The sequence below is a fragment of the Nocardia sp. IFM 10818 genome (assembly GCF_054655275.1).
On sequence record NZ_BAAHJH010000001.1, the window covers coordinates 7,845,337 to 7,868,955 of the forward strand.

The 23,619-nt window shown below is 67.8% G+C and carries 24 protein-coding genes; 11 read left to right on the forward strand and 13 right to left on the reverse strand.

Features of this window, described 5'->3' with window-relative positions; all coding sequences use genetic code 11:
* Positions 1-93 precede the first annotated feature (93 nt).
* The 4 genes from ACYQ5L_RS36325 (at position 94) to ACYQ5L_RS36340 (ending at position 3,228) form a co-directional block, all read left to right on the forward strand.
* Positions 94-762 carry an ESX secretion-associated protein EspG gene (locus ACYQ5L_RS36325; RefSeq protein ID WP_459963647.1) on the forward strand — a complete coding sequence of 223 codons (669 nt, stop codon included), beginning with the start codon at positions 94-96 and terminating at the stop codon, positions 760-762.
* A 136-nt stretch (positions 763-898) separates the two neighbouring features.
* On the forward strand, positions 899-1,756 hold the full coding sequence (locus ACYQ5L_RS36330; protein WP_459963648.1) for a polyphosphate kinase 2 family protein: 858 nt from the start codon (positions 899-901) through the stop codon (positions 1,754-1,756).
* Between the two features lie 84 nt (positions 1,757-1,840).
* A complete protein-coding gene (locus ACYQ5L_RS36335; RefSeq protein ID WP_459962737.1) occupies positions 1,841-2,641 on the forward strand; it encodes a DsbA family protein in 801 nt (266 codons plus the stop codon).
* Positions 2,641-3,228: a vitamin K epoxide reductase family protein gene (locus ACYQ5L_RS36340; protein ID WP_459963649.1), complete on the forward strand. Its 588-nt coding sequence runs from the start codon at positions 2,641-2,643 to the stop codon at positions 3,226-3,228. The genes ACYQ5L_RS36335 and ACYQ5L_RS36340 overlap by 1 nt, the downstream gene beginning before the upstream one ends.
* Here the strand turns inward: ACYQ5L_RS36340 and ACYQ5L_RS36345 are convergent.
* Both ACYQ5L_RS36345 and ACYQ5L_RS36350 read right to left on the reverse strand, forming a co-directional pair.
* Positions 3,225-4,298 (reverse strand): S1C family serine protease, encoded by a 1,074-nt coding sequence (locus ACYQ5L_RS36345; protein ID WP_459962738.1) that lies wholly within the window; start codon positions 4,296-4,298, stop codon positions 3,225-3,227. The genes ACYQ5L_RS36340 and ACYQ5L_RS36345 overlap by 4 nt on opposite strands.
* A gap of 65 nt (positions 4,299-4,363) precedes the next feature.
* A complete protein-coding gene (locus ACYQ5L_RS36350; protein WP_459962739.1) occupies positions 4,364-5,095 on the reverse strand; it encodes a ZIP family metal transporter in 732 nt (243 codons plus the stop codon).
* Between the two features lie 71 nt (positions 5,096-5,166).
* On the opposite strand from ACYQ5L_RS36350, the gene ACYQ5L_RS36355 reads away from it, so the two are divergent.
* From ACYQ5L_RS36355 to ACYQ5L_RS36365, 3 genes are all read left to right on the forward strand, one after another.
* Positions 5,167-6,219 carry an NAD(P)-dependent alcohol dehydrogenase gene (locus ACYQ5L_RS36355; protein ID WP_459962740.1) on the forward strand — a complete coding sequence of 351 codons (1,053 nt, stop codon included), beginning with the start codon at positions 5,167-5,169 and terminating at the stop codon, positions 6,217-6,219.
* 60 nt (positions 6,220-6,279) lie between these two features.
* Positions 6,280-7,437: an AI-2E family transporter gene (locus ACYQ5L_RS36360; protein WP_459962741.1), complete on the forward strand. Its 1,158-nt coding sequence runs from the start codon at positions 6,280-6,282 to the stop codon at positions 7,435-7,437.
* Between the two features lie 126 nt (positions 7,438-7,563).
* Complete coding sequence (locus ACYQ5L_RS36365) at positions 7,564-7,809, forward strand: hypothetical protein (protein ID WP_459962743.1); 246 nt, start codon at positions 7,564-7,566, stop codon at positions 7,807-7,809.
* Between the two features lie 164 nt (positions 7,810-7,973).
* On the opposite strand, the gene ACYQ5L_RS36370 is transcribed toward ACYQ5L_RS36365, so the two are convergent.
* Complete coding sequence (locus ACYQ5L_RS36370; protein WP_379200939.1) at positions 7,974-8,096, reverse strand: hypothetical protein; 123 nt, start codon at positions 8,094-8,096, stop codon at positions 7,974-7,976.
* Positions 8,097-8,218: 122 nt separating this feature from the next.
* On the opposite strand from ACYQ5L_RS36370, the gene ACYQ5L_RS36375 reads away from it, so the two are divergent.
* Positions 8,219-10,519, forward strand: coding sequence for a WD40 repeat domain-containing serine/threonine protein kinase (locus tag ACYQ5L_RS36375; protein WP_459962744.1), 2,301 nt, complete (start codon positions 8,219-8,221; stop codon positions 10,517-10,519).
* Positions 10,520-10,576: 57 nt separating this feature from the next.
* Here ACYQ5L_RS36375 and ACYQ5L_RS36380 read toward each other — a convergent pair whose 3' ends face one another.
* From ACYQ5L_RS36380 to aceA, 5 genes are all read right to left on the reverse strand, one after another.
* A complete protein-coding gene (locus ACYQ5L_RS36380) occupies positions 10,577-11,005 on the reverse strand; it encodes a type II toxin-antitoxin system VapC family toxin (protein WP_459962745.1) in 429 nt (142 codons plus the stop codon).
* Entirely contained in the window at positions 11,005-11,259 is a 255-nt protein-coding gene (locus tag ACYQ5L_RS36385) for a type II toxin-antitoxin system VapB family antitoxin (protein ID WP_459962746.1), read from the reverse strand. The genes ACYQ5L_RS36380 and ACYQ5L_RS36385 overlap by 1 nt, the downstream gene beginning before the upstream one ends.
* A 148-nt stretch (positions 11,260-11,407) precedes the next feature.
* A complete protein-coding gene (gene metE, locus ACYQ5L_RS36390) occupies positions 11,408-13,714 on the reverse strand; it encodes a 5-methyltetrahydropteroyltriglutamate--homocysteine S-methyltransferase (RefSeq protein ID WP_459962747.1) in 2,307 nt (768 codons plus the stop codon).
* 187 nt (positions 13,715-13,901) lie between these two features.
* Complete coding sequence (locus tag ACYQ5L_RS36395; protein WP_459962748.1) at positions 13,902-14,771, reverse strand: 3-hydroxybutyryl-CoA dehydrogenase; 870 nt, start codon at positions 14,769-14,771, stop codon at positions 13,902-13,904.
* A 256-nt stretch (positions 14,772-15,027) separates the two neighbouring features.
* Positions 15,028-16,317, reverse strand: a complete 1,290-nt coding sequence (aceA, locus tag ACYQ5L_RS36400) for an isocitrate lyase (protein WP_459962749.1) — start codon at positions 16,315-16,317, stop codon at positions 15,028-15,030.
* Between the two features lie 457 nt (positions 16,318-16,774).
* Here aceA and ACYQ5L_RS36405 point away from each other — a divergent pair, with 457 nt between their 5' ends.
* Positions 16,775-17,920, forward strand: a complete 1,146-nt coding sequence (locus ACYQ5L_RS36405; RefSeq protein ID WP_459962751.1) for a lipase family protein — start codon at positions 16,775-16,777, stop codon at positions 17,918-17,920.
* Positions 17,921-18,031: 111 nt separating this feature from the next.
* On the opposite strand, the gene ACYQ5L_RS36410 is transcribed toward ACYQ5L_RS36405, so the two are convergent.
* Positions 18,032-18,475 carry a hypothetical protein gene (locus ACYQ5L_RS36410; protein WP_459962752.1) on the reverse strand — a complete coding sequence of 148 codons (444 nt, stop codon included), beginning with the start codon at positions 18,473-18,475 and terminating at the stop codon, positions 18,032-18,034.
* 131 nt (positions 18,476-18,606) lie between these two features.
* Here ACYQ5L_RS36410 and ACYQ5L_RS36415 point away from each other — a divergent pair, with 131 nt between their 5' ends.
* Entirely contained in the window at positions 18,607-19,227 is a 621-nt protein-coding gene (locus ACYQ5L_RS36415; protein WP_459962753.1) for a TetR/AcrR family transcriptional regulator, read from the forward strand.
* Between the two features lie 34 nt (positions 19,228-19,261).
* Here the strand turns inward: ACYQ5L_RS36415 and ACYQ5L_RS36420 are convergent, their stop codons facing one another.
* Entirely contained in the window at positions 19,262-19,534 is a 273-nt protein-coding gene (locus ACYQ5L_RS36420; RefSeq protein ID WP_459962754.1) for a hypothetical protein, read from the reverse strand.
* Positions 19,531-19,932 carry a hypothetical protein gene (locus ACYQ5L_RS36425; protein WP_459962755.1) on the reverse strand — a complete coding sequence of 134 codons (402 nt, stop codon included), beginning with the start codon at positions 19,930-19,932 and terminating at the stop codon, positions 19,531-19,533. Before ACYQ5L_RS36425 ends, ACYQ5L_RS36420 begins: the two co-directional genes overlap by 4 nt.
* Positions 19,933-20,152: 220 nt before the next feature.
* Between ACYQ5L_RS36425 and ACYQ5L_RS36430 the strand changes: the two genes are divergently transcribed.
* Positions 20,153-22,756: a tetratricopeptide repeat protein gene (locus tag ACYQ5L_RS36430; protein ID WP_459962756.1), complete on the forward strand. Its 2,604-nt coding sequence runs from the start codon at positions 20,153-20,155 to the stop codon at positions 22,754-22,756.
* Positions 22,757-22,766: 10 nt separating this feature from the next.
* Here the strand turns inward: ACYQ5L_RS36430 and uraH are convergent, their stop codons facing one another.
* Together uraH and uraD are read right to left on the reverse strand one after the other, a co-directional pair.
* Positions 22,767-23,087, reverse strand: coding sequence for a hydroxyisourate hydrolase (gene uraH / locus ACYQ5L_RS36435; protein WP_459962757.1), 321 nt, complete (start codon positions 23,085-23,087; stop codon positions 22,767-22,769).
* Between the two features lie 13 nt (positions 23,088-23,100).
* The gene (gene uraD, locus ACYQ5L_RS36440) at positions 23,101-23,607 is read right to left on the reverse strand and encodes a 2-oxo-4-hydroxy-4-carboxy-5-ureidoimidazoline decarboxylase (protein ID WP_459962758.1); all 507 of its coding nucleotides are present in this window, start codon (positions 23,605-23,607) and stop codon (positions 23,101-23,103) included.
* Positions 23,608-23,619 lie beyond the last annotated feature (12 nt).

A 23,619-nucleotide genomic window follows, 5' to 3' on the forward strand; every position in this document is an offset into this window, starting at 1 on the left:
GACGGACCGGTCCCCACCGCGAATTCCCTCGGGTAGGGTCGCGAACGGGACGGAGGTCGTACCGCAGGAAGGGGGGTCGGCCACGTGAAATGGATGCTGACCCCGGATGAGTTCGCCCTGGTCTGGACCCGCGAAACCGATCTGGAGCGCCGCCCCTACCCGCTCGACACGCTGCCGATCCCGGCCGAGAGCAGCGCCGCCGCACCGCGATTGCGCAATCATCTGCTGCGCCGTATCGATCCGGAGCTGACGGCCGCGCTCATGCTCTGCGCCCGCACCGACACCACCACCGTCACGCTGTACGGCGAGCGCACCAGCGGGCCGGATCCGCGCCGGATACTCGCCTTCGCGGCGGTGGCCCAGCAGCGGGCGGGCATTCTGGTCGCGCTGCCGGAGACCGTGACGGTGCTGATGTGCCCGGCCGAGCAGCTCGGGCAGGAACTGGTGGAGATCATCGGTTCGGCGCCGGCGGGGCGGCTCGACGTCATGCGCGAATCGCAGCAGACGGTGCTGGGTCCCGCACCGGCCGTCGACCAGGGTGAACGATTCCGCCGCAAATTGCGGGAACCGGTGGACGCGCGCGGATTCATCACCGTCACCGTGGAACCCGCGAATCCGCTGTCCCCGCCGACCCGGCATCGCACCTGGCTGGATTTCTCCGGGGACGGCCGCTACCTGCTCACCACCGCCACGGATCTGACGCTCACCCCGGTCACCGATGCCGAATTGGCCGAACAGCTCATGTATCTGGCGCGGATCTGAGCGAGTTTGCGCGCGGCTGAACTTTTCGGCGCGCTTGCCTGCACGATCGGACACCCCGTGTTAACCATGTGGGATGGCTAAAGCTTCGAAGAAGAAGGCAGCGAAGTCCGGGAAATCGGCGAAGTCGGACAAGGCACTGAAGTCGGAGAAGACGCCGAAGTGGTCGCAACCGGTCACCACCGTCCTGCAGGCCGACGGTGTGAAGGTGCGCGATCTCGATACCTCCGCCACGCCGGGTTTCCAGGGCGGCAAGCGCGCCGGTGAGCAACTGCTCGCCGAACGCTCGCTGCTGCTGTCGGATCTGCAGGAGAAGCTCTACGCCAACGGCCGTTCCGGCGACACCCGCAATGTGCTGCTGGTGCTGCAGGGCATGGACACCGCGGGCAAGGGCGGCATCGTCCGGCACGTGATCGGCTCGGTCGATCCGCAGGGCGTGGATCACGCGGCCTTCGGCGTGCCCACCGCCGAGGAGAAGAAGCATCACTTCCTGTGGCGCATTCGCCGGCAGCTGCCGCGCGCTGGGCAGATCGGCGTCTTCGACCGCTCGCACTACGAGGACGTGCTGGTGGTGCGGGTGCACGATCTGGTGGCGCCCGAGGTGTGGGAGAAGCGCTACGACGAGATCAACAAGTTCGAGGCCAAGCTGGTGGACAGCGGCACCACCGTGGTGAAGGTGGCCATGTTCGTCTCGCTCGAGGAGCAGAAGCGCCGGCTCATGGAGCGGCTGGAGCGCACCGACAAATACTGGAAATTCAATCCGAACGATATCGATGAGCGCGCCTACTGGCCCGCGTATCAGGATGCGTACCAAGCTGTCCTGGATCGCACCAGCACCGAGTACGCGCCCTGGCACGTGCTGCCCTGCGATCACAAGTGGTACTCGCGGCTGGCCGTCACCGAACTACTGATCGACGCCCTGCAAGGGCTGAAGCTGGACTGGCCGCCCGCGAACTTCGATGTGGAAGAGCAGAAGGCGCGGCTGGCCTCGGCGTGATCCGGACCGCACCGCGCCGTTCCCCAGACCTGCTTCAAAAGGAATCTCTCAGGTTCACGGGCGAAGATGGGGCCCGCACGATTCGTGACGACGAAAGGCGTGGTGAGCGCACAGGTGAGCAGCAAGCCGGGTGATCGCAAGAATCCGCTCGCGAAGGCGGCGCGGGCCGATCGCAATCGAAAGATCTTCATTCAGGTGGGCGTGGCCGCCGTACTGGTCGGCCTCGTCGCTGCGATCGGCATCGGTCTGGCCATGCGCAAGTCCGACAGCAAGGACGCATCGGGGGCCTTCGCACCGGTCGTCTCGAGCTCCAGCACGAAGCCGGCGAACGTCACCGAGGGCGGGGCCGTCGTCGTCGGCAAGTCCGACGCCAAGGTCCGGGTGCAGGTCGTGGCCGATATGCAGTGCCCCGCCTGCAAGATGTTCGAGCAGGCCAACTCCAAGGCCCTCGAGGAGGCGGTCGCCAATGGCACCGCCAAGGTCGAGTACAACATCATCTCGTTCCTGGACCGGGCCTCCGGCAACAACATGTTCTCCACCCGCGCCGCCAATGCGGCCTACGTGGTGGCGGCCAGCGACCCGTCGAAGTTCCAGAACTGGCTGTCGCTCATGTTCGACAAGCAGCCCGAGGAGGGCGGTTCGGGCATGACCGACGATCAGCTCATCGCCATCGCCGCCGAGGCCGGCTACACCGATCCGTCGGTGGCGCAGGGCATCAAGGATCAGACCTACGCCGCCTATGTGAAGGACGAGACCAAGGCGGTCTTCGACACCGGCATCAAGTCCACCCCGTCGGTGTACGTCAATGGTGAGCAGGTGCAGGACAGCAAGTCGCTGATGAGCCCGAATGGCCTGAAATCGGTCATCGAGGCCGCGGCCAAGTGATGATCGCGGCTCCGCCCAGATCCGCCTGGCCCTTGCTGCTGGGCGGATTGATCGGCTGGGGCGCGTCGGTGACGCTCCTGGTCGACAAGTTCAAGCTCTTCACCGATCCGGGTTTCCAGCCGCTGTGCAATATCGACCAGGTGGTCGCGTGCACCACGGTCATGCAGTCGGATCAGGCCGCCGCGTTCGGCTTCCCGAATCCGATCATCGGCGTGGTCGGGTTCTCGGTGGTGGTGACGCTCGGGGTGCTCGCGGTGGCGGGCATCGGTTTCCCGCGCTGGATCTGGGGCGGGCTGTGGTTCGGCCTGCTGCTGGGTGTGGCGTTCATCTGCTGGCTGATCTACGAGGCGGTCTTCAATATCCGCGCGCTGTGCCCGTGGTGCATGGTGGTGTGGGCGGTGGTGCCGCCGCTGCTGGCCATAGTGACCGGGCAGCTGTGGGGCAAGTCCCGCGGCTTCCTGCAGATCGTGGTGGAGTGGCGGTGGACCGTGGTCGCCGTGTACTACGCGGTGGTCATCCTCATCGTGTACATCCAGTTCCAGGATCACTGGCGGTCGCTGGCCATGCCGGCGGTGACCGCCTTCTAATTCGGCGGGCCCACGGTGAGCGTCACGCTCACCGTGCGCCGGCCGCCGCCGGGCACGGCGATCTGCAACTCCACCACGTCATCTGGTTTGTGCAGGTTGAGCGCGGCCTTCAGATTCTGGGCGGTGCGGATCTCGCGGCCGTCGAGGGCGGTGATCACCTCGCCTTCGACGAGCCCCGCCGCATACGCGGGCTGTCCGTAGACGGCGACGTCGATGCGCGCGCCGGCGGGCTGCTGCGCATCGGAGGTGACGATGCCGAGGGTCGCGGTGGGACCCACGTGCACGGTGTCGGTGGGTGTGCCGGAACGGATCTGGTGCACCACTTCCATGGCGGTGTCGATCGGCACCGCATATCCGTTGGGGCCGTTGCCCAAAGCCTTCGACAGTTCCCCTGACGCGGCGGTGACCACGCCCACGATGGCCCCGTACCGGTCCACCAGCGCCCCGCCGGATTGCCCGGCGCTGACCGGGGCCGCGACTTCGATCAGGCCGTGCAAGGTCTTCCGGCTCAGATCGGCCGAATTACGGGCCACGATATCGCTGTTCAATCCGGTGATCGCGCCGCCGACCGCGGTGGGCGTGCCGGTGCCCCCGGCATTGCCGATGGCCAGCACCTGGTCGCCGAGCCGCAGCGGTGCGGAACTGCCGATGCGGGCGATGGGAAGGCCGTCCGCCCCGGACAATTCGATGAGCGCGATATCCGCGCCCGAGTCGTAGCCGAGCACCACGGCCTGCCGGGTGGCGCCGGTGCGGACATCCGACACGGTCACGGTATCCGCGCCCTTGATGACGTGATGGCTGGTGAGCACCTGTCCCTCGGCGGTGAGCACGATGCCCGAACCGGCCGCGCCCAGACCGTAGGGGCGGATGCCGGCGGTGATATTGACCAGCGCGGGTTCCACCACGCCGGAGAGGCGTTCGGTGTCCAGGGGCGGCAGCGGCGGCCCGACCAGGGTGGCGGTGACGGAGTCCTCGCGGAAGGGCCAGCCGGTGAGATCGCCGCGGTAGCCGAGGAAGGCCGTCACCGCGACGACGGCGGTGAGCAGGAGTGCGAGGATGCGGCCGTACATGAACCCTCCCGACTGCCGTTCGCCCGTCGGTCGTGGGCGTGTCTGTACCTACTGGTGTACCAGTTTCAGTGGCTGAGTGCGGTCACAGCGAGCATGAAACACACGCCCGCCAGGGTGCACAACAGCGGCCACTTGGACGGCTTGCCCGCGTGCGCTTCCGGCAGGATATCGGCGGTGGCGAGGTAGAGCAGGAATCCGGCGAAGTATCCGAGGTACATACCGACCAGCTGTTCCGGGACCTTGACCAGCGTGCCCACGAGGGCGCCGAGCACCGGGGCCACGGCATCGGCGATGAGCAGGATGATGCCGCGCCTGCGGGCATTGCCGTAGAGCGTGGTGATGGTGAAGGTATTGAAGCCGTCGGCGAAATCGTGGCTGATCACCGCCAGCGCCACCGCGAAGCCGACCGCCGACCCGGCCTGGAAGCCGAAGCCGATGCCCAGGCCGTCGAGGAAACTGTGGAACACCAGACCCGAGGCGGCCAGCAGGCCGACGGTGGCGAAATCGTGGTGGTGGGCGCCGAATTCGTCCTCGTGACCGCTGTGCAGCGCCACCCCCTTCTCCAGGATGTGCACGGTGAAGAAGCCGACCACCGCGCCCAGGATCGGCACGGGAACGCCGAGCGCGACGCGGGTGTCCTGCTCGAGGGCCTCCGGCAGCAGATCGAAGGCCACCACGCCGAGCATGAGCCCGGCGGCCAGGCCGAGGACGAGGCGTTTGCGCTCGCCGATGCGGACGGCCACGAGCCCACCGATGAGCGTCGAGCACATCGACACCAGTGCCAGCAGAATCGCCATTGCCACAGCATGCCGACCGGTCGGCAGACGCCGAGCGCGCCGCGCCGGGCGCGCGAGCGACAATGGAGCCCATGAGCACTGCTGCCGCCTATGGCGTCTCCGCACCGGATGGCCGATTCGAGAAGCTCACCATCGAGCGTCGCGAGCTCGGCCCCCACGACGTGCTGATCGATGTGAAGTACGCGGGCATCTGCCACTCCGATATCCACACCGCCCGGGACGAATGGGGCGGGGCCAAATATCCGTGCGTGCCGGGCCACGAGATCGCGGGCCTGGTGGCGGCGGTCGGCTCCGCGGTCACCAAGCACAAGGTGGGCGATCGGGTCGGTGTGGGCTGCATGGTCGATTCGTGCGCGAAATGCGAACCGTGCCTGGCCGGGGAGGAGCAGTACTGCCTCCCCGGCGCGACCATGACCTACAACACGACGGTCCCGCCCGAGGTGCAGCCCGGCGGCTACACCATGGGCGGCTACTCCACCCAGGTCGTCGTGACCGAGAGCTTCGTGGTCGGCATTCCCGAGGGCATCGGCCTGGATGTGGCCGCGCCGCTGCTGTGCGCGGGCATCACGCTGTTCTCGCCGCTGCGGCACTGGAATGCCGGGCCGGGCAAGAAGATCGCCATTATCGGCATGGGCGGGCTCGGGCATGTGGGCGTGAAGATCGCCGCCGCCCTGGGCGCGGAGGTGACGGTGCTGTCGCATTCGCTGAGCAAGCAGGAGGACGGCAAGCGCTTCGGCGCGCACCACTACTACGCAACCAGCGACCGGCAGACCTTCCGCGAGCTGCGCGGGCATTTCGATCTGATCCTGAACACGGTGTCGGCCGAGCTGCCCATCGACGACTATCTGAAGCTGCTGCGCCTGGACGGCACGCTGGTGATCCTCGGACTGCCCGAGAACCCGCTCGCGGTAAAGCCTTTCACCATTGCCGGCTACCGGCGCTCGCTGGCCGGATCCATGATCGGCGGCATCGCGCAGACCCAGGAGATGCTCAACTTCTGCGCCGAGCACGGGATCGGGGCGGAGATCGAGACCATTTCCGCCGACCGCATCGACGAGGCGTACGACCGGGTGGTCGCCAGCGATGTGCGGTACCGCTTCGTCATCGACGCCGCGACCATCTAGCAACACGCACCGCGGCGGCCCTCCCACCGGGCGGGCCGCCGCGCTATTACCTTGGCCAGTGTGTCCGAGCGCGAGGAAGAAGACGCCCAGCCCGAACCCAGATCCATCTCGTCGGTGATTCCGGCCTGGTTGCCGCGGGCCTATCTGCTGGCGGCGGTCACGGTCGCGGGCATCGTCATCACCTTCTGGGGATTGCAGAAGCTGCAGGGACTGATCACCGTGCTGGTGGTCTCGCTGTTCCTGGCCTTCGCCATCGAACCGGCGGTGAACTGGCTGGCGGCGCGCGGCTGGCGGCGGGGTCCGGCCACCGGGGCGGTCTTCCTGATCGTGCTGGTGGTGCTGGTCGGATTCGTCTGGACCATGGGCGAATTGGTGGTCGATCAGGTGACCGCGCTGGTGCAGAACGCGCCACAGTACGCCGAGGACGGCGTCGAGTGGATCAACTCGACGTTCCACGCCGAGCTGTCCGGCGACGACATCACCAAATGGGCCACCGAGGCCAGTTCCACGCTGGAGTCCTATGTGGTGGGGCTGGCCGGGGATGTGTGGGGCATCGGCACCACCGCCATCGGCGTGCTCTTCCAAGGGCTCGGCGTGCTGCTGTTCACCTACTACTTCGCCGCCGACGGGCCGCGGTTCCGCAATGCGGTGTGCTCGGTGCTGCCGCCCAAGCGGCAGGAGCATGTGCTGCGGGCCTGGGATATCGCGGTGGAGAAGACCGGCGGATATCTGTATTCCCGTGCGCTGCTGGCGCTCTGCTCGACCATCGCGCACTACGCGGCCATGCGGGTGCTCGATATTCCGTCGGCGTTCGCGCTGGCGCTGTGGGTCGGCGTGGTCTCGCAGTTCATTCCGACGGTCGGCACCTATCTGGCGGGGGCGCTGCCGGTGCTGGTGGCGCTGGCGCAGAGTCCGCGCACGGCGCTGTGGATTCTCGGATTCATCGTGCTGTATCAGCAGTTCGAGAACTATGTACTGCAACCGCGGATCACGGCGACCACCCTGGACATGCATCCGGCGGTGGCCTTCGGGGCGGTGCTGGCGGGTGCGGCGCTGTTCGGGGCGACGGGGGCGCTGCTGGCCATTCCGGTGACGGCCAGCGGGCAGGCGTTCATCGGGGCCTATATCCGGCGGTACGAGGTGAAGGCGCCGACCGATTCCATGAAATCGCAACCGCGCCAACGGAAACCGCTCAAGGAGCGATTCCAGCGAGGCTGAATCGAAGTGTCGGGGCGAACACACTGTGAGTGTGTAGCGGCATACGGAACGAAAAGCCCGCGACCAGCACTATTGCTTGCAAGGGAAACACCTCCCGGACACACGGAAAGCAATAGGAACCTTCACATGTCGAACACCCTGAAGCGCACCCTCGTCGTTCTGGCCGCCGCGGCCTTCGCGCTCCCGGCGGGCGCGGGGATCGCCTCCGCCGACAATCACAACAATGACCGGGGCTACCACTACTACTGCGATCGGGACAGCCGTGGTTACGACTGGGACTACTGCTGGAAGCACTACAGGGACGAGTGGAAGCGCGATCACAACAGCGGCAACGGTTACGGCGGCGGCAATGGCGGCGGCAACGGTTACTGAGGGCGTTGATACCCGTGATCCGGCCGACGACGGTCCGAGTCACGCCGCGAACGGCGGTACGGCGATAGCGCAAACGGCGGCAGCGTAGCCGCCGGTCGCTCGATGGCCGAGCACTCCGCTACCGCCCCGCCGGTTCGCGGACGAGTCACTGCCCGGTTTCTGAGTCACTGCCCGGTTTTCCAGGGCGGTCCGGGATGCACCTGGTCGCCTTTGTCCCCATTGGCCTGATTGCCCGGCTTGGGGCCCTGCGGGTCCTGCGGCTGGTCACCTTTTTCGCTCGGGTTCATGATTACCTCCTGTTATCGAAACACCGTGCGCCAGACGATAAACGGGCATTCGTGACCGAATCGTGAGTGGTCACGGCGTACTGTTGCGTCACGGCGCACGGGTTGCGGGGAGGTGATGCCCGATGCGGTTACAACCTGGAACGATGTTCGCGGGCTACGCCATCGAACGGCAGCTGGGTGCCGGGGGCATGGGCGTGGTGTACCTGGCGCGCCATCCCCGTTTGGACCGACTGGTCGCCTTGAAGGTTTTGAACGACGCCTTCGCCAAGGACGACAAGGCCCGCGCCCGCTTCGAACGCGAAGCCGCCCTCATCACCGCCCTCGACCATCCGAATATCGTCCCCATCTACGACCGCAACTCCCCCGGCGACGATGTCCTCTGGATCTCCATGAAGTACGTCGAGGGCGGCGACGCCGCCGCCCTGCTCGCCCGCGAAGGGGGCCGCCTCTCCGCCGAACAGGCCGTGCGCATGATCACCGACGCCGGCCAGGCCCTCGACCACGCCCACGGCTACGGCGTGGTCCACCGCGACGTGAAGCCCGCCAACCTCCTGGTGGAAAAGGGAATCCGCGGCCCGCTGCGCACCGTCGTCAGCGACTTCGGCATCGCCCGCAGCCTGGAGGACTCCGAAACCGGTTCGCGGGTCAGCGCCACCCTCGCCTACGCCGCCCCCGAACGGTTCGGCGGCGGCCCCGTCGACCACCGCGCCGACATCTACTCCCTCGGTTGCACCCTTTTCAAACTTCTCACCGGCGAGCCGCCCTACCCCCGCTCCGACGACGCCGCGGTCATCGCCGCCCACCTGCACTCCCCACCCCCACGCCCCCGCGACTTCCGCGCCGACCTCCCCAGCGGCCTGGACGTCGTCCTCGCCACGGTCCTCGCCAAACGCCCCGACGCCCGCTATCCGGACTGCGCCACCTTCTCCGCCGCCGCCCGCGACGCCGTCGAACGCTCCGGCGAAACCGTGGCGGGCCTCCCGATCACAGCAGACCCGGACGAACTCTCCGAAACCCGGGATTCCCCGGTCTGGTTCGGCCACGAAGCCGAAACCGCCCCCTCCCCCCACGGCCGCCGCGAACCACCCGCCCCGCTGTATCCCAGCCGCTCGGATCTCCCCTTCGCCCAACCGAGCCGCACCCCGGCCCCCGGGCAGCCCGTCACCCCGGCACATCCCTTCACGCCCGCGTCCGGGCAACCGTTCACGCCCGCACCGTCCGGCCGACAGGATGTCCGATCGCCGTACGCGGGCCGATCAGGACCGCCGTCACCGCAGGCAGGCCAGTCGAGCGCACCGTCGCCGCACGCGGGCCGCCCCGGCACGCCGCCCCCGTACCCTCTCGGCCCGCGAGGCACGCCGGCGCCTGCAGAACCCCCTGCGCCACAGTTGATCACGCGCCGCAGGCTGCTGATCGGCGGCGCGGCCGCCCTCGCGCTGGGCGCCGCCACCGCCACCACCCTCGCCCTCACCTCCCGCGACGCCAAGGACTCGGGCGATTCCACTGGCGGAGGCACCGCAACGGCCACACCGACCGAACTGGCTCTCGGCACCCAGATCATGGCCCTGGCCTTCAGCCCCGACGCCACCCTGGCGGTCGGCGGCAAGGACAACACCACCCAGTTCTGGAACGTCCACACCGGCGAGCAAACCTCCGATCCCCTCACCGGCCACACCAATTCGATCCGCGCCGTAGCCTTCAATCCCGACGGCACCCTCCTGGCCACCGCCAGCGAAGACAGCACCGCCCGCCTCTGGGACCTCGCCACCCACGCCCCCATCGGCAACCCACTCACCGCCCACACCAACATGATCCGATCGGTCGCCTTCAGCCCCGACGGCACTCTCCTCGCCACCGGCAGCGAGGACACCACCGCCCAACTCTGGACCGTGGCCACCCGCCAGCCTTATGTCGCCGCGCTCACCGGCCACACCGGCGCGGTCCGCACCCTCGCCTTCCATCCCGACGGTGCCCTCCTCGCCACCGGAAGCGCCGACGCCACCGCCCGCCTCTGGCACACCGCCTCCGGAGCCTCCTCCGGCTTCCCCCTCGCCGGCCACAACGGCTCCATCCGCACCCTCGCCTTCACCCCCGACGGCTCCCTGCTCGCCACCGGCGGCGACGACGCCACAATCCACCTGTGGGACATGACAACCCACAAACTCTCCGGCACCCCCTTGAGCGGCCACAGCGAACCCATCCTCGCGGTAGCCTTCTCCCCCGACAGCGGTGTGATGGCAACCGGCAGCCGCGACGGCACAATCCGCCTGTGGGACATGGCAACCCGCGTCGCCATCGGCAACCCCCTGACCGGCCACACCGCCGCCGTCCACGCCGTGGCCTTCACCCCCGACGGCACCCTCCTCGCCACCGGCAGCGCCGACCAAACCCTCCGCCTCTGGACAATCGCCGACTACCGCTGACCCCAGCGACGTTGCGAGTACCGGCGTTCCACCTGCTAGCGGTGCCACTCCGTCAAGTCAGGCGATGTGGTCAGCCTCTTCGTCGTCGAGATCAGGCAATTGGACGGCGGTGATATCAGTGCGCGGGAAGTCATCACCCTTGAACAGGAGAGGCTCCCCGCTGACCTTGGACAGCGCGTAAGAGAAGCAGTCCCCGTAGTTCAGTCCCGCGGGGTGGCGCCCCTTGCCGTATTCCCGGTAGGCGAGTCGAGCCCGGTGAGCATGCTCAGGGTGGACGGCGATCAGCTCCACGCCGGCGCGGTGTAGCCACAGATCCAGCTCGCGTCCGCCGGGTTCGCCGAAGCGGGCTTCGATGACGATCGATGCCTCGAGGTAGGTCGCGGTTGACATCAGGCGCACCGGATCGGACTCGATCGCAGCCTCGTAGCGCTCAGCGCCGGGCTCGTTGTTCAGCATGGCGACAACCGCTGACGTGTCGATCACCATCAGCTGGGCAGGCCGTGCTCGTCATAGCCGAGGATCTCCTCGGCGGCGCGACTGTCGACGACCGGCAGCGCGGCACATCGCTGACGGATCGCCGCCAACTCCTTGCGCAACGGCACGGACGTAGAGCGACCCGTTTCGCGTGCGAGCCGCTCACGCAGCGCGATAACGACTGCGTCGGTAATGGTCTCTCCGGTTCGAGCGGCCAGTTCCCGCGCGAGCCGGTCGGCTTCCGGATGCTTGATACTCAACGCCATGTATAGATTATAGACAATTAGGTAGAATATATATAGCCCCGCGTCCTCGATGGCATCGCACCTACCTCGACTGGATCGGCAAGTGACAATAAAACGGCGGCACGGGGATTTCGATCCCGTGCCGCCGTTTGTCGTGATGTACCGAGCGCTACTTGCCGGACGCCTCGGCGCGCCGGCGCACGCGGCGGGCGGCCGCGACCATATTGCGCAGGGAGGGGTCCAGCTGCCAGTGGTGGCGGGTCTTCAGACCGCCGTCCGGGTTGGCCCACAGGCGCTCGGGGGTGACGGCTTCCGCTGCGGCCGTGAGCAATTCGTCCAGCTCGTCGATGTCCGGGATGCGGGCCGAGCGGCTCTCGTACACACCCGGGCCGACGCCGTGGGTCAGGCCGTGGCCTTCGGCGCAGTCGTCGGTCAGCGCCTTGAGGACCCATTCGATGGAGCGGGTAGCCACGATGGCGGTGACGTCGCAGTCGAGTTCGTCGATGGCCTGGACCACGTCCTCGCGGCTGGAATAGCCGATGTGGGTGTGGATCTGGGTTTCGGCCTTGACGCCGGAGGTGGCCAGTTTGAAGGCGCCGACGGCCCAGCGCAGGTACTCGGCGCGGCCCTTGGCGCGCAGCGGTAGCAGCTCCCGGATGGAGGGCTCGTCCACCTGGATGATGGCGATGCCGGCCTTCTCCAGATCCACCACTTCGTCCCGAATGGCAAGGGCCACTTGGTCGGCCGTCTCGTAGAGCGGCTGGTCCTGTCGGACGAAGGAGCGCGCCAGCATGGTGACCGGACCGGTGACCATGCCCTTGACCGGCTTGTCGGTGAGGGATTGGGCGTAGGTGATCCACTCGATCGACATGGGCTTCGGCCGCGACACGTCGCCGTAGAGGATCGGCGGGCGGACGCAGCGGGAGCCGTAGACCTGCACCCAGCCGAAGTGGGTGGTGGCGAAACCATCCATGAGTTCGGCGAAGTACTGGATCATGTCGTTGCGCTCGTGCTCGCCGTGCACGAGGACGTCGAGGCCGATGTCCTCCTGCAGGCGGATGGTCGACTCGATCTCGGCTTCGATGCGCTTGCGGTAGTCGTCGTAGGACAGCCGGCCCTGGCCCAGGTCGTAGCGGGCCTGGCGGATGGCATTGGTCTGCGGGAACGAGCCCAGCGTGGTGGTGGGAACCAGTGGCAGCCGAAGCCTGGCCTGCTGCGCGATCTTTCGCGTCTCGTAGGGTTCGCGCTCGCGCATCTGCGGGGTCACGTTGTAGACGCGCTGGCGCACGGCGTGCTTCTGCTTGAAGTGCACCTCGCGGGGACGCTTGCGCCACTTCTCGTTCGGGCCCTCGGTGAGCGCCTTGGCGAGCGAAACCACCTCCAGGACCTTCTGTTTGGCGAAGGCCAGGCGGTCGGCGACGTGATCCTCGAGCTCGTATTCGACCAGCAGGTCGTAGGGCACGTGCAGCAGCGTCGACCCGGTGGACACCACCATGTCGGGGCAGACCTGGGCGAGCTGGTTCAGGTAGTCGAGGGTGACGTAGCGGTCGGCGCGCCACACATTGGTGCCGCTGATGACGCCCGCGTACAGCCGCTTGCGCTTGATGCCCGGAATCTTGGCCAGCTCATCGGGCCGGATCCGGTGGCTGGCCAGGTCCAGGCCGATGGCCTCGACATTGCTGCGCGCCAGGATCTCCAGCGCCTCGCCGAAATCGCCGTACTGGCCGGTGACCAGCATGCGCGGGCGCAGCGGCGCCTTCGACAGCCGCTGGTAGGTCTTCTCGAACAGTTCGAGGGTGGACGGCGAGCGGTCGCTGGTGAAGCAGGGCTCGTCCAGCTGCACACAGGTGGCGCCGCGCTTGGCGAGGATCTCGAACAGCTCCTCGTAGACCGGCAGCAGCTTGTCCAGCAGCACCAGCTTGTCGAATTCGGTCTCACCGGGCACGTGCCCGGTCTTCGACAGCAGCAGCAGCGACAGCGGGCCGAGCACCACCGGGCGCAGTTCGATGCCGGCGGCCTTGGCGCGATCGAACTCGTCGAGCAGAGCCTCGGGGTGCAGCGAGAATTCGGTATCGGTGTCGAGTTCGGGCTGACGGTAGTGGTACGGCGTGTTGAAGAACCGCACCAGCTCCAGCGGCGGCAGATCCGGCCGTCCGCGAGCCATCAGGAAGTAGAAATCGAGCGGGTGCAAGCCTTCTCGATACGGCTCGAACCGCTTCGGCACCGCGCCGAACAGCAGCGCATTGTCGAGCACGTGGTCGTAGAAGGAGAAGGTGTTGCCCGGGACCTGCGTGAGGCCGGTGGCGGCCAGCTCCAGGTACTGAGTTTCCTGAATCTCCCGCCCGACCGCGAGCAGCGCGTCCCGATCCAGCGTCCCGTGCCAATAAGACTCCAGGGCACGCTTGAGTTCGCGATGCGGTCCGATGCGGGGATAGCCCAGGATGCTCGATCCGAAGCCATCGGTGACGTTGGCCATGAGCGCGCCACTCCTCCTTAAGTCACCTGTGCGGCGCTCACCACGAGGGGTGCGCGCCGCACAGTTCTGCGCCCTGAAACCGGGTGGACTCTGTCGAACCCGGGGCGGGTCGGCCGGTGACACCGACCCTTTATTTGCAGCTTATGCCCCGACGGGGCGGGAAAATCCGGTACCCGAGTGCCGATCGCTACCGGTTGTACTGGTAGAAACCCGCGCCCGTCTTCTTGCCCAGCAGGCCGGCTTCGACCATGCGCATGAGCAGCGGCGGGGCGGAGTACAGCGGCTCCTTGAACTCGGCGTACATGGAGTCGGCGATGGACTTCACGGTGTCGAGGCCGACCAGGTCGGTGAGGGCGAGCGGGCCCATCGGGTGGGCACAGCCCAGCACCATGGCCTTGTCGACGTCTTCCTTGGTGGCGAAACCGGATTCGACCATGCGGATGGCCGAGAGCAGGTAGGGCACCAGCAGCGCGTTGACCACGAAGCCGGAGCGGTCGGCGGAGCGCACGACCTGCTTGCCGAGAATGTCGGAGGCGAACTGCTCGGCGCGCTGGGTGACGGCGTCGGAGGTCTTGAGGGTGGTGATGAGCTCGACGAGCGGCAGCACCGGCACCGGGTTGAAGAAGTGCATGCCGACCACCCGCTCCGGGTTGTTGGTGGCGACGGCGATCTTCATGATCGGGATGGAGGAGGTGTTGGAGGCCAGCACCGCGTTCGGATCGGTGACGACCTTGTCGAGTTCGGCGAAGATCGCGGTCTTCACTTCCTCGTTCTCCAGCACGGCCTCGACGACCAGCTGGCGGTCGGCGAAGTCACCCAGGTCGGAGGTGAAGCGCAGCCGCCAGGCCGCCTGCTCCCGCTCCCGCTCGGTGATCTTGCCGCTGGACACCCCGCGGTCCAGCGACCGCAGGATGCGGGCACGGCCGGCGGCGGCCAGCTCACGGGTCTGTTCGAACACGAGCACATCGACGTGTGCCCGGGCGCAGACCTCTGCGATGCCCGCGCCCATCTGTCCGGCGCCGATAATGCCGACGCGCTGAATCTTTTCGCTGCTCACGTCCCGCTCCTGCTGTGTTTGGCCGTCGTGGCTATGGGTGAAGGCGTCGGACTAACGGTGCGACCCTGCGCCTTCTTAAGGTCTTGATTTCAAAAGCTATAGGAAAATGCCCTCCCCGCCGGGGCTGTCGACGGGAAGGGCGGATGAACACCGTCGAAGGGGACTGACGTCCCCCTCGACGGGTTCGAGGGTCCGGGGCGGCGGAAGGTGTGATGCGACTACCGCCCCGGATCAGGTCCTCGAAACCGGTTCCAACTCAGTGGAACTGGCCCTCCTCGGTGGAGCCCTTCAGCGCCGCGGTCGAGGTGTTGGGGTCGACCGTGGTGGCGATGGTGTCGAAGTAGCCGGCGCCGACCTCACGCTGGTGCTTGATGGCGGTGAAGCCGCGATCGGCGGCGGCCTTGAACTCGCGCTCCTGCAGGTCGACGAAGGCGGTCATGCCCTCGCGGGCGTAGCCGTAGGCCAGGTCGAACATGCCGTAGTTCAGCGAGTGGAAGCCGGCCAGGGTGATGAACTGGAACTTGAAGCCCATGGCGCCCAGCTCGCGCTGGAACTTCGCGATGGTGGCGTCGTCCAGGTGCGCCTTCCAGTTGAAGGACGGCGAGCAGTTGTAGGCCAGCAGCTGGTCCGGGAACTCGCCGCGGACGGCCTCGGCGAACTTGCGCGCGACCTCGAGGTCCGGCACGCCGGTCTCCATCCAGATCAGGTCGGCGTAGGGGGCGTAGGCCTTGGCACGCGCGATGCAGGGCTCGATGCCGTTCTTCACACCGAAGAAGCCCTCGGGGGTGCGGGTGCCGTCCAGGAACTCGCGGTCGCGCTCGTCCACATCGGAGGTGATGAGGGTGGCGGCCTCGGCGTCGGTGCGGGCGATGATGACCGACGGCACGTCGGCGACGTCGGCGGCCAGACGCGCGGAGGTCAGGGTGCGGATGTGCTGCTGGGTGGGGATGAGCACCTTGCCGCCCAGGTGGCCGCACTTCTTCTCGGAGGCCAGCTGGTCCTCCCAGTGCACGCCCGCGGCGCCGGCCGCGATCATGGCCTTCTGCAGCTCGTAGGCGTTCAGCGCACCACCGAAGCCGGCCTCGGCGTCGGCGACGATCGGGGCCAGCCAGTTGGCGACCGAGGTGTCACCCTCGACCTTGGCGATCTCGTCGGCGCGCAGCAGCGCGTTGTTGATGCGGCGCACGACGGACGGAACCGAGTTGGCCGGGTACAGCGACTGGTCCGGGTAGGTGTGGCCGGACAGGTTGGCGTCACCGGCGACCTGCCAACCGGACAGGTAGATGGCCTTCAGGCCGGCGCGGACCTGCTGCACGGCCTGGTTGCCGGTGAGGGCGCCCAGGGAGTTGATGTAGTCCTCGTTGTTGACCAGATCCCAGAGGATCTCGGCACCACGGCGGGCGAGGGTGTGCTCCTCGACGACGGTGCCCTGCAGCTTCACAACCTGCTCGGCGGTGTAGTTGCGGGTGATGCCCTTCCAGCGCGGGTTGGTGTCCCAGTCCTTCTGGATCTCCGCAGCGGTCTTCGGGGTGCCGACAGTCGACATCTCTGACTCCACTTCTTCGTTCGGTCTCGGTTGCCCCGCTCGCCGGACTCTCGCGAATCCGATCTCTGCTGGAGCGGCAATTTGCAGGCTTGCTAGGCCCGCGGGGTGTACTTCCACACGATGGCACAGGAAAAAATGTGCGTCTACCTGTTGCAAGTGTGAATCCCCGCTAGGTTTCGCCTGCTCATTGCTAACTCTGCGAAATTTGCCTGTTAATTGCAGCGGGGGAATCTACTCGCCGGTAGGCCTGACGTGCAGTTTTGCATAACGCTCGTACTGTTAGCGTGATCGCGGCCACCGGAACCCGACTCGCCGGGAACCGACGACTTGTGAGCACCTTCACAGTCGATTGTGATCTTGATGGTTGTGGGGCAGGCCACCCGGGGTCCGAAACACGGCCTAATCTGATCGCATGTCCAGGGCTGCCGCGCCGTCACAGCGGTATGAGGAGGAACCCATGCGGAATCGATGGCTGTGCACGGCCGCTCTCGCGGTCACTTCGATCGCCGCGCTGGTCAGCGGCTCGCCGACGCTCGCGACCCCGGTCCCCGGCACCGGCGCGGTCACTGCGGTCGAGCCCCTCGCGGAGGCCGCGATCCTGCCCGGATCGGTGCGTTCGGAACGGATCCTCTACACCAGTACGACCGTGGGTGAGGCGTATACAACCGCGAGCGCGGCCGTCTACTTCCCGCCCGGGTCAGCGCCGGCCGGTGGCTGGCCGGTCATAGCCTGGGCGCACGGAACGGTCGGGCTCGGCGACGACTGCGCCTATTCCATTGCCGGACCCGCGGCCCGCGAACGCGACTGGGCCTATCTGGGGACCTGGCTGCGGCAGGGTTACGCGATTGTCGCCGCCGACTACGCGGGCCTCGGAACACCCGGCGACCATCCGTACCTGAACGGGATCGTGGAGGCGCACAACGTGGTCGACGCCGTCAAGGCCGCCACCCGCCACTACCCGTCGCTGGCGAGCAAATGGGTGGTCGTCGGGCAGTCGCAGGGCGGCGGCGCGGCCGTCACCACCGCCCGTTACGCCACCGAATTCGGCGGCCCGGAACTGGATTACCGCGGTGCGGTCGGCACCGGCGTTCCCGCGTACATCGAGAACGCCATGCTCCCGCTGGGCCCGAACGTGCCGCCCATCAAACTGGGCAACCACATCACCGCGTACATCCTCTACATCCTCAACGGCCTGCGCACCACCTACCCGGACCTGAATATCGAGTCCTACCTGACCGATTCGGGCCGCTATTGGCTCGACCGCTCCAGCCAGTCCTGCCTGGACCCCATCGGTGACGAACTCGGCGCGCAGCGCGTGATCCTGGGCGATCTGTTCGCCCGCCCCTTCGCCCAGATCCCGAATCTGCCCGGCCTGCTCGCCGGCTACCTGGGCCTGCCCGAAACCGGTTACGACAAGCCGGTATTCATGGGCCAGGGTCTGCAGGACACCGACGTGATCACCCCGGCGACGCTGGCCTTCGCGGCGAAGGTGCAGGCCAACGGCCAGCCCTTCACTCTGCGCACCTACGCCGCGGACCACAGCGGAGCGGTCAATGCCTCCCTGGTCGATTCACTCCCGTTCGTGCGCGACCTCTTCGCTTGAGCGAATGGCCTGGCGTGCAACGGGCCGTCCGCCAGCAGTTCCACCGCGGGGAAATCCCGTGCCGCCGCTTTATTCTCACTTGCCGATCCGAGCGAGGGCGGTGCGATACCGTCACGCGCGGGCCAGTTCCTCCGCCATGCGGGCGGTGATGGTGGCGAGGACGCGGGCCGCGGTGGCCAGGTCCTCGGGCGCGACCGCGCCGTAGGCGGCTTGCACGATCGCGCCGGATTCGGCGCGCACCTTGGCGGCGAGGGCCGTGCCGGTGTCGGTCGGCTCGATCAGCTCGCCGGAAGCGGTTCGCAGCAGGGCGGCGTCGAGTAGCGCAGCCACCGCGGTCTCGACGTCCGCGGGATTCCATTGGGTCAGTCCGGCGATGCGGGTGATGTGGGCGGCCCGCTCGACCGGCGCACCCGCGGCCAAGGCCTGGTTCAGCACGATCCACTGCTTCTCGTCGAGTGTGGTGCCGGCCAGTGCGCGGGTCAGGACGGCGGTGTGATGCTTCTCGGCCCGGCCGATGATCGACGGGTTCAGAGTGGCGGGGGCGGTGGTGCTCATTGCGATCTCCTCGGTGAGGGTGGTGCTCGGTGACGAGTTAAATTCTGACACTCAGTTCCATACGTGCGCAAGTATCAATTTTGGCTGAGTTTCATTCGTGACTGAGGCTCGTCTCGCGTTAGGATGCCGGTATGGCCATCGACGACCGCGCCCTGCCACTGCGCGAACGCAAGCGGATCCGCACCCGCCGCGCCCTCGCCGACGCAGCACTGCGGCTGTTCACCGAAAAAGGTTTCGCCGCAACGACTGTCGAAGAACTGGTCGATGCGGCGGAGGTCTCGCGCAGCACCTTCTTCCGGGCGTTCCCGACCAAGGAGGCCGTCGCCATCGAGGCCGAGAACGAGCTGTGGACGGGCTATCTCGACGCGCTGGCCGACCGGGAGCTGGCCGGGCCACTGCTCACCGCACTGCGCGACACCCTCATCGATACCGCCACCGCACTACCGGAGGACTGGGACGAGCGCTATATCGCCACCCGGCGCCTGATCCTCACCGCGCCCAGCCTGCTCGGCCACGTGGACTACACCCGTTCCGGCGTGGAGCAGCAGGTCGTCGAGCGGCTGCGCGACAAGCTCGCCCTGCCCGACGGCGATCTGCGGCCGCGCATCCTCGCCGAGCTGACCACCACCTGCTGGAGCATCGCCGGCCGCGGCTGGGTTGCCGCCAATGGGGCCGGTGGCCGCACCGACCTGCTCGCGCGCCTTCACGAAGCCTTCGCCGCCGTCACCGACGCCCTGCACCTGTCGGCGTAACGGCGATCCGCCCTCAGGAGCAGGACGCCGTGGCCTACTCCTCCTCGGGTGAAATCGCCTGGCCGGGAGGCGACGTCGCGCCGAGCGGTAACGTCCCGCAGAACGGGTGGCAGTCACCCGCCACCCGTGTCTGCGGAACGCCCTCCTCCCCCGGGTGCGTGGCGGTCGGGCCGCCGCAGCTGGTCGCCACGACGAGCATCACCATGACCGCGAAAACAATGACGGCCGTGAACAATCCGGCGAACCAGCCGGCGTGCAAGCGCGGCAGCGGCATGACGAAGACGAAGGGTCCGAGATCGAGGATCATCGGGTGGCTCCGCTGCCGTCGCGGTGCCGATCGCGGCGAGCGGCGTCGCAGCGGCCCTGCGGGCGGCGCCAGGATCCGGTGGATCCTGACGCCTCCCCCTCCCGGTCGTCGCCGCGCAAAGCGAGCAGGCACATGACATCGGTGAGGGTGACGCCGAGGATGCCCGCGTTGAGTGTCGCCATCTCGCCGTCGAATTCGCCGCCCGGGTCGAGCAGTCCGGCAATGACCATTTCGGCCAGCACCACGCCGGCCATGGCCTGTTCGCGGGTGAGGCGCATGGAGGTGGGCAGGTAGGACAGCACCCAGCGGCCGCGTCGCGGTTCGGGCACGTCCACCCGGAAGGCGACCTCCTGCGCCACATCGCTGGTGATGAGCCAGTTGGAAGCGTTGATTGCCATTGACCCGATCCTTTCCGCCCGGTCGGACCGCCCCCTGTTTCGCCGGTCCTGGTGGTGGCTCCATGGTCGCGAGATCGCGAGTCACTTCGAATCCCAGCGCCGCCCGGAATTTCTTGGCGTATCACCTGACCTTGACCAGCTGAAATCGGCGCGGTACCAAGGAAATATTCACAGCGGCCGCGGTGGATTCCGCGCGGCCGCCGAGGCGGGGAGGCACACCGTGCCCCAGAACGGTGAATCCGATGTCGTCGGCGCCGAGGCGCGGAAGGAACTGCGCCGGATTCTGCTCGGCATCGGGCTGCGCGAGCATGAACTGCTGGAGCATCTGGCGGCGGAATTGCGGCATCGGGGGTGCCGGCCGCGCAAGGCGTGGCGGCTGGCGAACGAGCTGACCCAGGAGGCGGTGGCCGCGGAGTACAACCGGCTCACCGGGAAGCCCACGGCGCCGATGAAGGCCGCGCGGATTTCGGAGTACGAATCCTGGCCCGGGCCCAAGGACGGGCGCAACCGGCCGCGGCCGACGGTGGAGGCGCTGAAGAATCTGGCCGCGATCTATCGCACCAGCTGGGATCAGCTGGTGGACACGACGGATCTGCTGAATATGCCCGCCGCGGATGTGGGGGCGTTCCGGGAAGCGGTCGCACGGCGCTGCACGGCCTTGCCCACCTGGCGCGGGATTCCCGAGGAGACAATGCTTTTCGTCGGCCGCGAGGAGCAACGCGCCGAATTGTTCCGCCGGGTGCGGGAGCATCTGGCGGCGAATCGGCCCGCGGTGCACGTGATCAACGGCCTGGCGGGCATGGGCAAGACCGCGCTGGCGCGCAATGTGGTGACCGAGCATTCCGGCTGCTATCCGGACGGCTGGATCTGGGAGGACCTGCGCGGTCACACCGAGGGCCGGACGCCGCGCACCCCGGCGGGGGTGCTGGAGCAGTTGCTGCTGCGCATCGGGGTGCCGCCGGAGACCATCGAACCGGACCAGGCGCGGCGGGCGGAGCGCTGGCGGTTCGAGATGCGGGATCGGCGCATGCTCATCGTGTTCGACAATGTGCTCGACTCCAAGCAGGTGCGGGATCTGCTGCCGCACGCGCCGGGCTGTTTCGTGCTGATCACCAGTCGCCGCAAGCTGACCGGACTGGTGGGGGCCGCGCCGCTGCAATTGAATGCCATGCCGCGCGCGGAGGCCGAGGAGCTGCTGGTGACCCTGAGCCAGCTGCCGCCCGGCTACGACGTCGGGGCGGTGCGCCGGATTCTCGAGACGGCGGGCCGGCTGCCCTTGGCGCTGCGCCTGATCGCCGGTCAGCTCGCGCACGGCGGTCCGGATATGCTCGCCGCCGCCGACCGGGAGTTCCAGCAGCTGCGCGATCGGCTCGAGCACGGCCCCGCCGCCGAGGAGTCGCCCGCCGCCGATATCCTCGCCCGCTTCTCGGCCGAGGGTGAAACCCTGCGCGCCGCTTTCGAATTGTCGTACCAGCGCTTGTCCGAGCCGGATCTGCGGCGCGCGGTGCGGCTGCTGGGCTGGTTCCCGGGCTCGGAGATCAGCGCCGAAACCCTGGCCGCCATGGCGGATCTGTCGCAGGAGGCGGCGCATGCGCTGATTCGCCGCATCTTCGAGGTGGGCCTGCTGGACGCGGCGGGCAGCGGTCCGCGCGGGCAGCGCTATCGCATTCACGATGTGACCCGGTTGTTCGCCCGCGCCCAGGCGGCGCAGGAGGATCTGCCCAGCGAGCACACGGCGGCGGTCGGGCGGCTCATCCGCTACAGCGTGAAGATCGCGCAACCGGTCGGTGCGCCACGGCCTTTCGATGTGGCGGGCAGTTTCCCGAATCCGCCCAGCCCGGATCCGCCGGAGGAGATCGCACAGGCCCGGGAATGGCTCACCCGGGAACGGGAGATGCTGCTGGGCTGTATCCAGGCCTCGGGGTCGGGCGCGGACACCGGCGAGCTGGCCCGGCTGCTCGCCTCGCACCTGTCCGGGCTGGGCCATTGGTCGGATGCGAAGCGAATGTTCGTGCGCGCCTTGGATATAACCCGCGGCAATGGCGACCGGATCGCCGAGTGCGACGTGCTCTACGGACTCGGCACCGTGCACCGCCTGGCCTGCGATTACGACGTCGCCTCGAAATGCTTCAACGAGGCGCACGCCATTGCCGAAGCGGTCGAGGATCCGCCGCGCAAGGCCGCCGCGCTCTGGGGTTACGCCGAAGTCACCAGGCACATAGGCGATTACGACCGGGCCCGGCAGGCCTACGCCGATGTGCTCGGCATCGCCCGCCAGCTCCAGAACCCCAAATTCGAAGGCGATACGCTGCGCGGGCTGGGCCACATCGAGCGCTTGGGCGGCGACCCCGTCACCGCGCGCCGCTTCTACAGCGCCGCCCTCGCCATCGCCGAGCAGATCGACGACAACTACAGCCGCGGCTGGTCATTGTGGGGTCTGGGCAATGTGAATCGCGTCGGCGGCGATTTCGCCACCGCCCGTGACCAATTCGACGAGGCGAACCGCATCGGCCTGCAGATCGGCGACACCCTGCTGCGGGTGGACGCGCTCCGCGGTCACGGGCACATCGAACGCGATTCCAATGACCTCGACGCCGCGCAGGGCTGCTACTCCGATTCCCTCGATATCGCCCGCCGCGGCGGCGACGTGCACGGCGAGGCCGACGCCTGGCACGCCCTGGCCGATATCGCCGCCCGCGCCGGAAAGACCGCGCGCGCCTGCGAATTCCTCCGCAAGGCCCTCACCCTCTACGAGAGTATGGGCGTCAAACGCGCCGATCAGGTCCGGGCCGATCTGGCCCGCCTCTCGGCCGACGACCCTTAGCCCGTGGCGGTCAACTGCCCCGATAGGTCGAGAACGCGAAGGGGGACAGCAGCAAGGGCACGTGATAGTGCCGCTCACCGGTCACGGTGAACGCGATGGTCACCTCCGGATAGAAGGTCTCGACGGCCCGGGCCGCGAAATAGTCCCCGGTGCCGAAGGACAGCCGATAGGTCCCGGCGGGCAGGTCGCCCGCCAGCGCTGCGATCCGCCCGTCGGCATCGGTGACGCCGGTCGTCAATTCCGCCCCGCTCGCCTCGAACAGCGTCACCGAAATCCCGGCGGCGGGCGTTCCGCGCACCGCGTCCAGCACGTGCGTACTCAGTGAGCTCACCGCTCCTCCTCGTTCAGCAGTCGCCCTCGTTCAGCAATCGCCGCAGCCGGATCCGATTGATCTTCGCCAATTCCGCCCGCACGATGCGCCTTTCGGCGCCGGTTTCGTTCCCGAGCCGATCGGTGAGTATGCGCAGCATTTCCTCCGGTGATCTGCCGGTGGCGCACACCAGATACACGTGCCCGAATTGTGCCTCGTACTTCCGGTTTCCCTCGGCAATGGCGGCCCGCACGGCGTCGCCCGCGGTGGCCATGCCCGCCTGCTCGCGTGCCGAGTTCGCGCTGTCGGGGCGGTCGCCGATGCGCGGATGCCCGGCCAGTGCGCGGTCGATCTCGGTTTCGCCGAGCTCGCCCAGCGCCGCGTCGGCGGCCTCGAGCAGCTGATCGACGCTCACATACGGCCGCCCCGCCGCCACCGCCTGCGCCCACGCGGGTGACGAGCAGCATGTCAGCAACAGCTCCACGGCGGCCCGGTGCGGCAGCCCGGCGAAACCCTCGAGGTCGATCTTGTCGTCCGTCATCGTCCTCCCAGG

Bases quoted from the DNA above. Each gene is read 5' to 3' on its own strand.
- ACYQ5L_RS36370 (WP_379200939.1), bottom strand. From the start codon at position 8,096: ATGAACCCGAGCGAAAAAGGTGACCAGCCGCAGGACCCGCAGGGCCCC.
- ACYQ5L_RS36345 (WP_459962738.1), bottom strand. From the start codon at position 4,298: ATGTACGGCCGCATCCTCGCACTCCTGCTCACCGCCGTCGTCGCGGTG.
- ACYQ5L_RS36405 (WP_459962751.1), top strand. From the start codon at position 16,775: ATGCGGAATCGATGGCTGTGCACGGCCGCTCTCGCGGTCACTTCGATC.
- ACYQ5L_RS36355 (WP_459962740.1), top strand. From the start codon at position 5,167: ATGAGCACTGCTGCCGCCTATGGCGTCTCCGCACCGGATGGCCGATTC.
- ACYQ5L_RS36420 (WP_459962754.1), bottom strand. From the start codon at position 19,534: ATGATCCTCGATCTCGGACCCTTCGTCTTCGTCATGCCGCTGCCGCGC.
- ACYQ5L_RS36375 (WP_459962744.1), top strand. From the start codon at position 8,219: ATGCGGTTACAACCTGGAACGATGTTCGCGGGCTACGCCATCGAACGG.
- ACYQ5L_RS36380 (WP_459962745.1), bottom strand. From the start codon at position 11,005: ATGGTGATCGACACGTCAGCGGTTGTCGCCATGCTGAACAACGAGCCC.
- ACYQ5L_RS36385 (WP_459962746.1), bottom strand. From the start codon at position 11,259: ATGGCGTTGAGTATCAAGCATCCGGAAGCCGACCGGCTCGCGCGGGAA.
- aceA (WP_459962749.1), bottom strand. From the start codon at position 16,317: ATGTCGACTGTCGGCACCCCGAAGACCGCTGCGGAGATCCAGAAGGAC.
- ACYQ5L_RS36325 (WP_459963647.1), top strand. From the start codon at position 94: ATGCTGACCCCGGATGAGTTCGCCCTGGTCTGGACCCGCGAAACCGAT.
- ACYQ5L_RS36365 (WP_459962743.1), top strand. From the start codon at position 7,564: ATGTCGAACACCCTGAAGCGCACCCTCGTCGTTCTGGCCGCCGCGGCC.
- ACYQ5L_RS36340 (WP_459963649.1), top strand. From the start codon at position 2,641: ATGATCGCGGCTCCGCCCAGATCCGCCTGGCCCTTGCTGCTGGGCGGA.
- ACYQ5L_RS36415 (WP_459962753.1), top strand. From the start codon at position 18,607: ATGGCCATCGACGACCGCGCCCTGCCACTGCGCGAACGCAAGCGGATC.
- metE (WP_459962747.1), bottom strand. From the start codon at position 13,714: ATGGCCAACGTCACCGATGGCTTCGGATCGAGCATCCTGGGCTATCCC.
- ACYQ5L_RS36350 (WP_459962739.1), bottom strand. From the start codon at position 5,095: ATGGCGATTCTGCTGGCACTGGTGTCGATGTGCTCGACGCTCATCGGT.
- ACYQ5L_RS36425 (WP_459962755.1), bottom strand. From the start codon at position 19,932: ATGGCAATCAACGCTTCCAACTGGCTCATCACCAGCGATGTGGCGCAG.
- ACYQ5L_RS36410 (WP_459962752.1), bottom strand. From the start codon at position 18,475: ATGAGCACCACCGCCCCCGCCACTCTGAACCCGTCGATCATCGGCCGG.
- uraD (WP_459962758.1), bottom strand. From the start codon at position 23,607: ATGACGGACGACAAGATCGACCTCGAGGGTTTCGCCGGGCTGCCGCAC.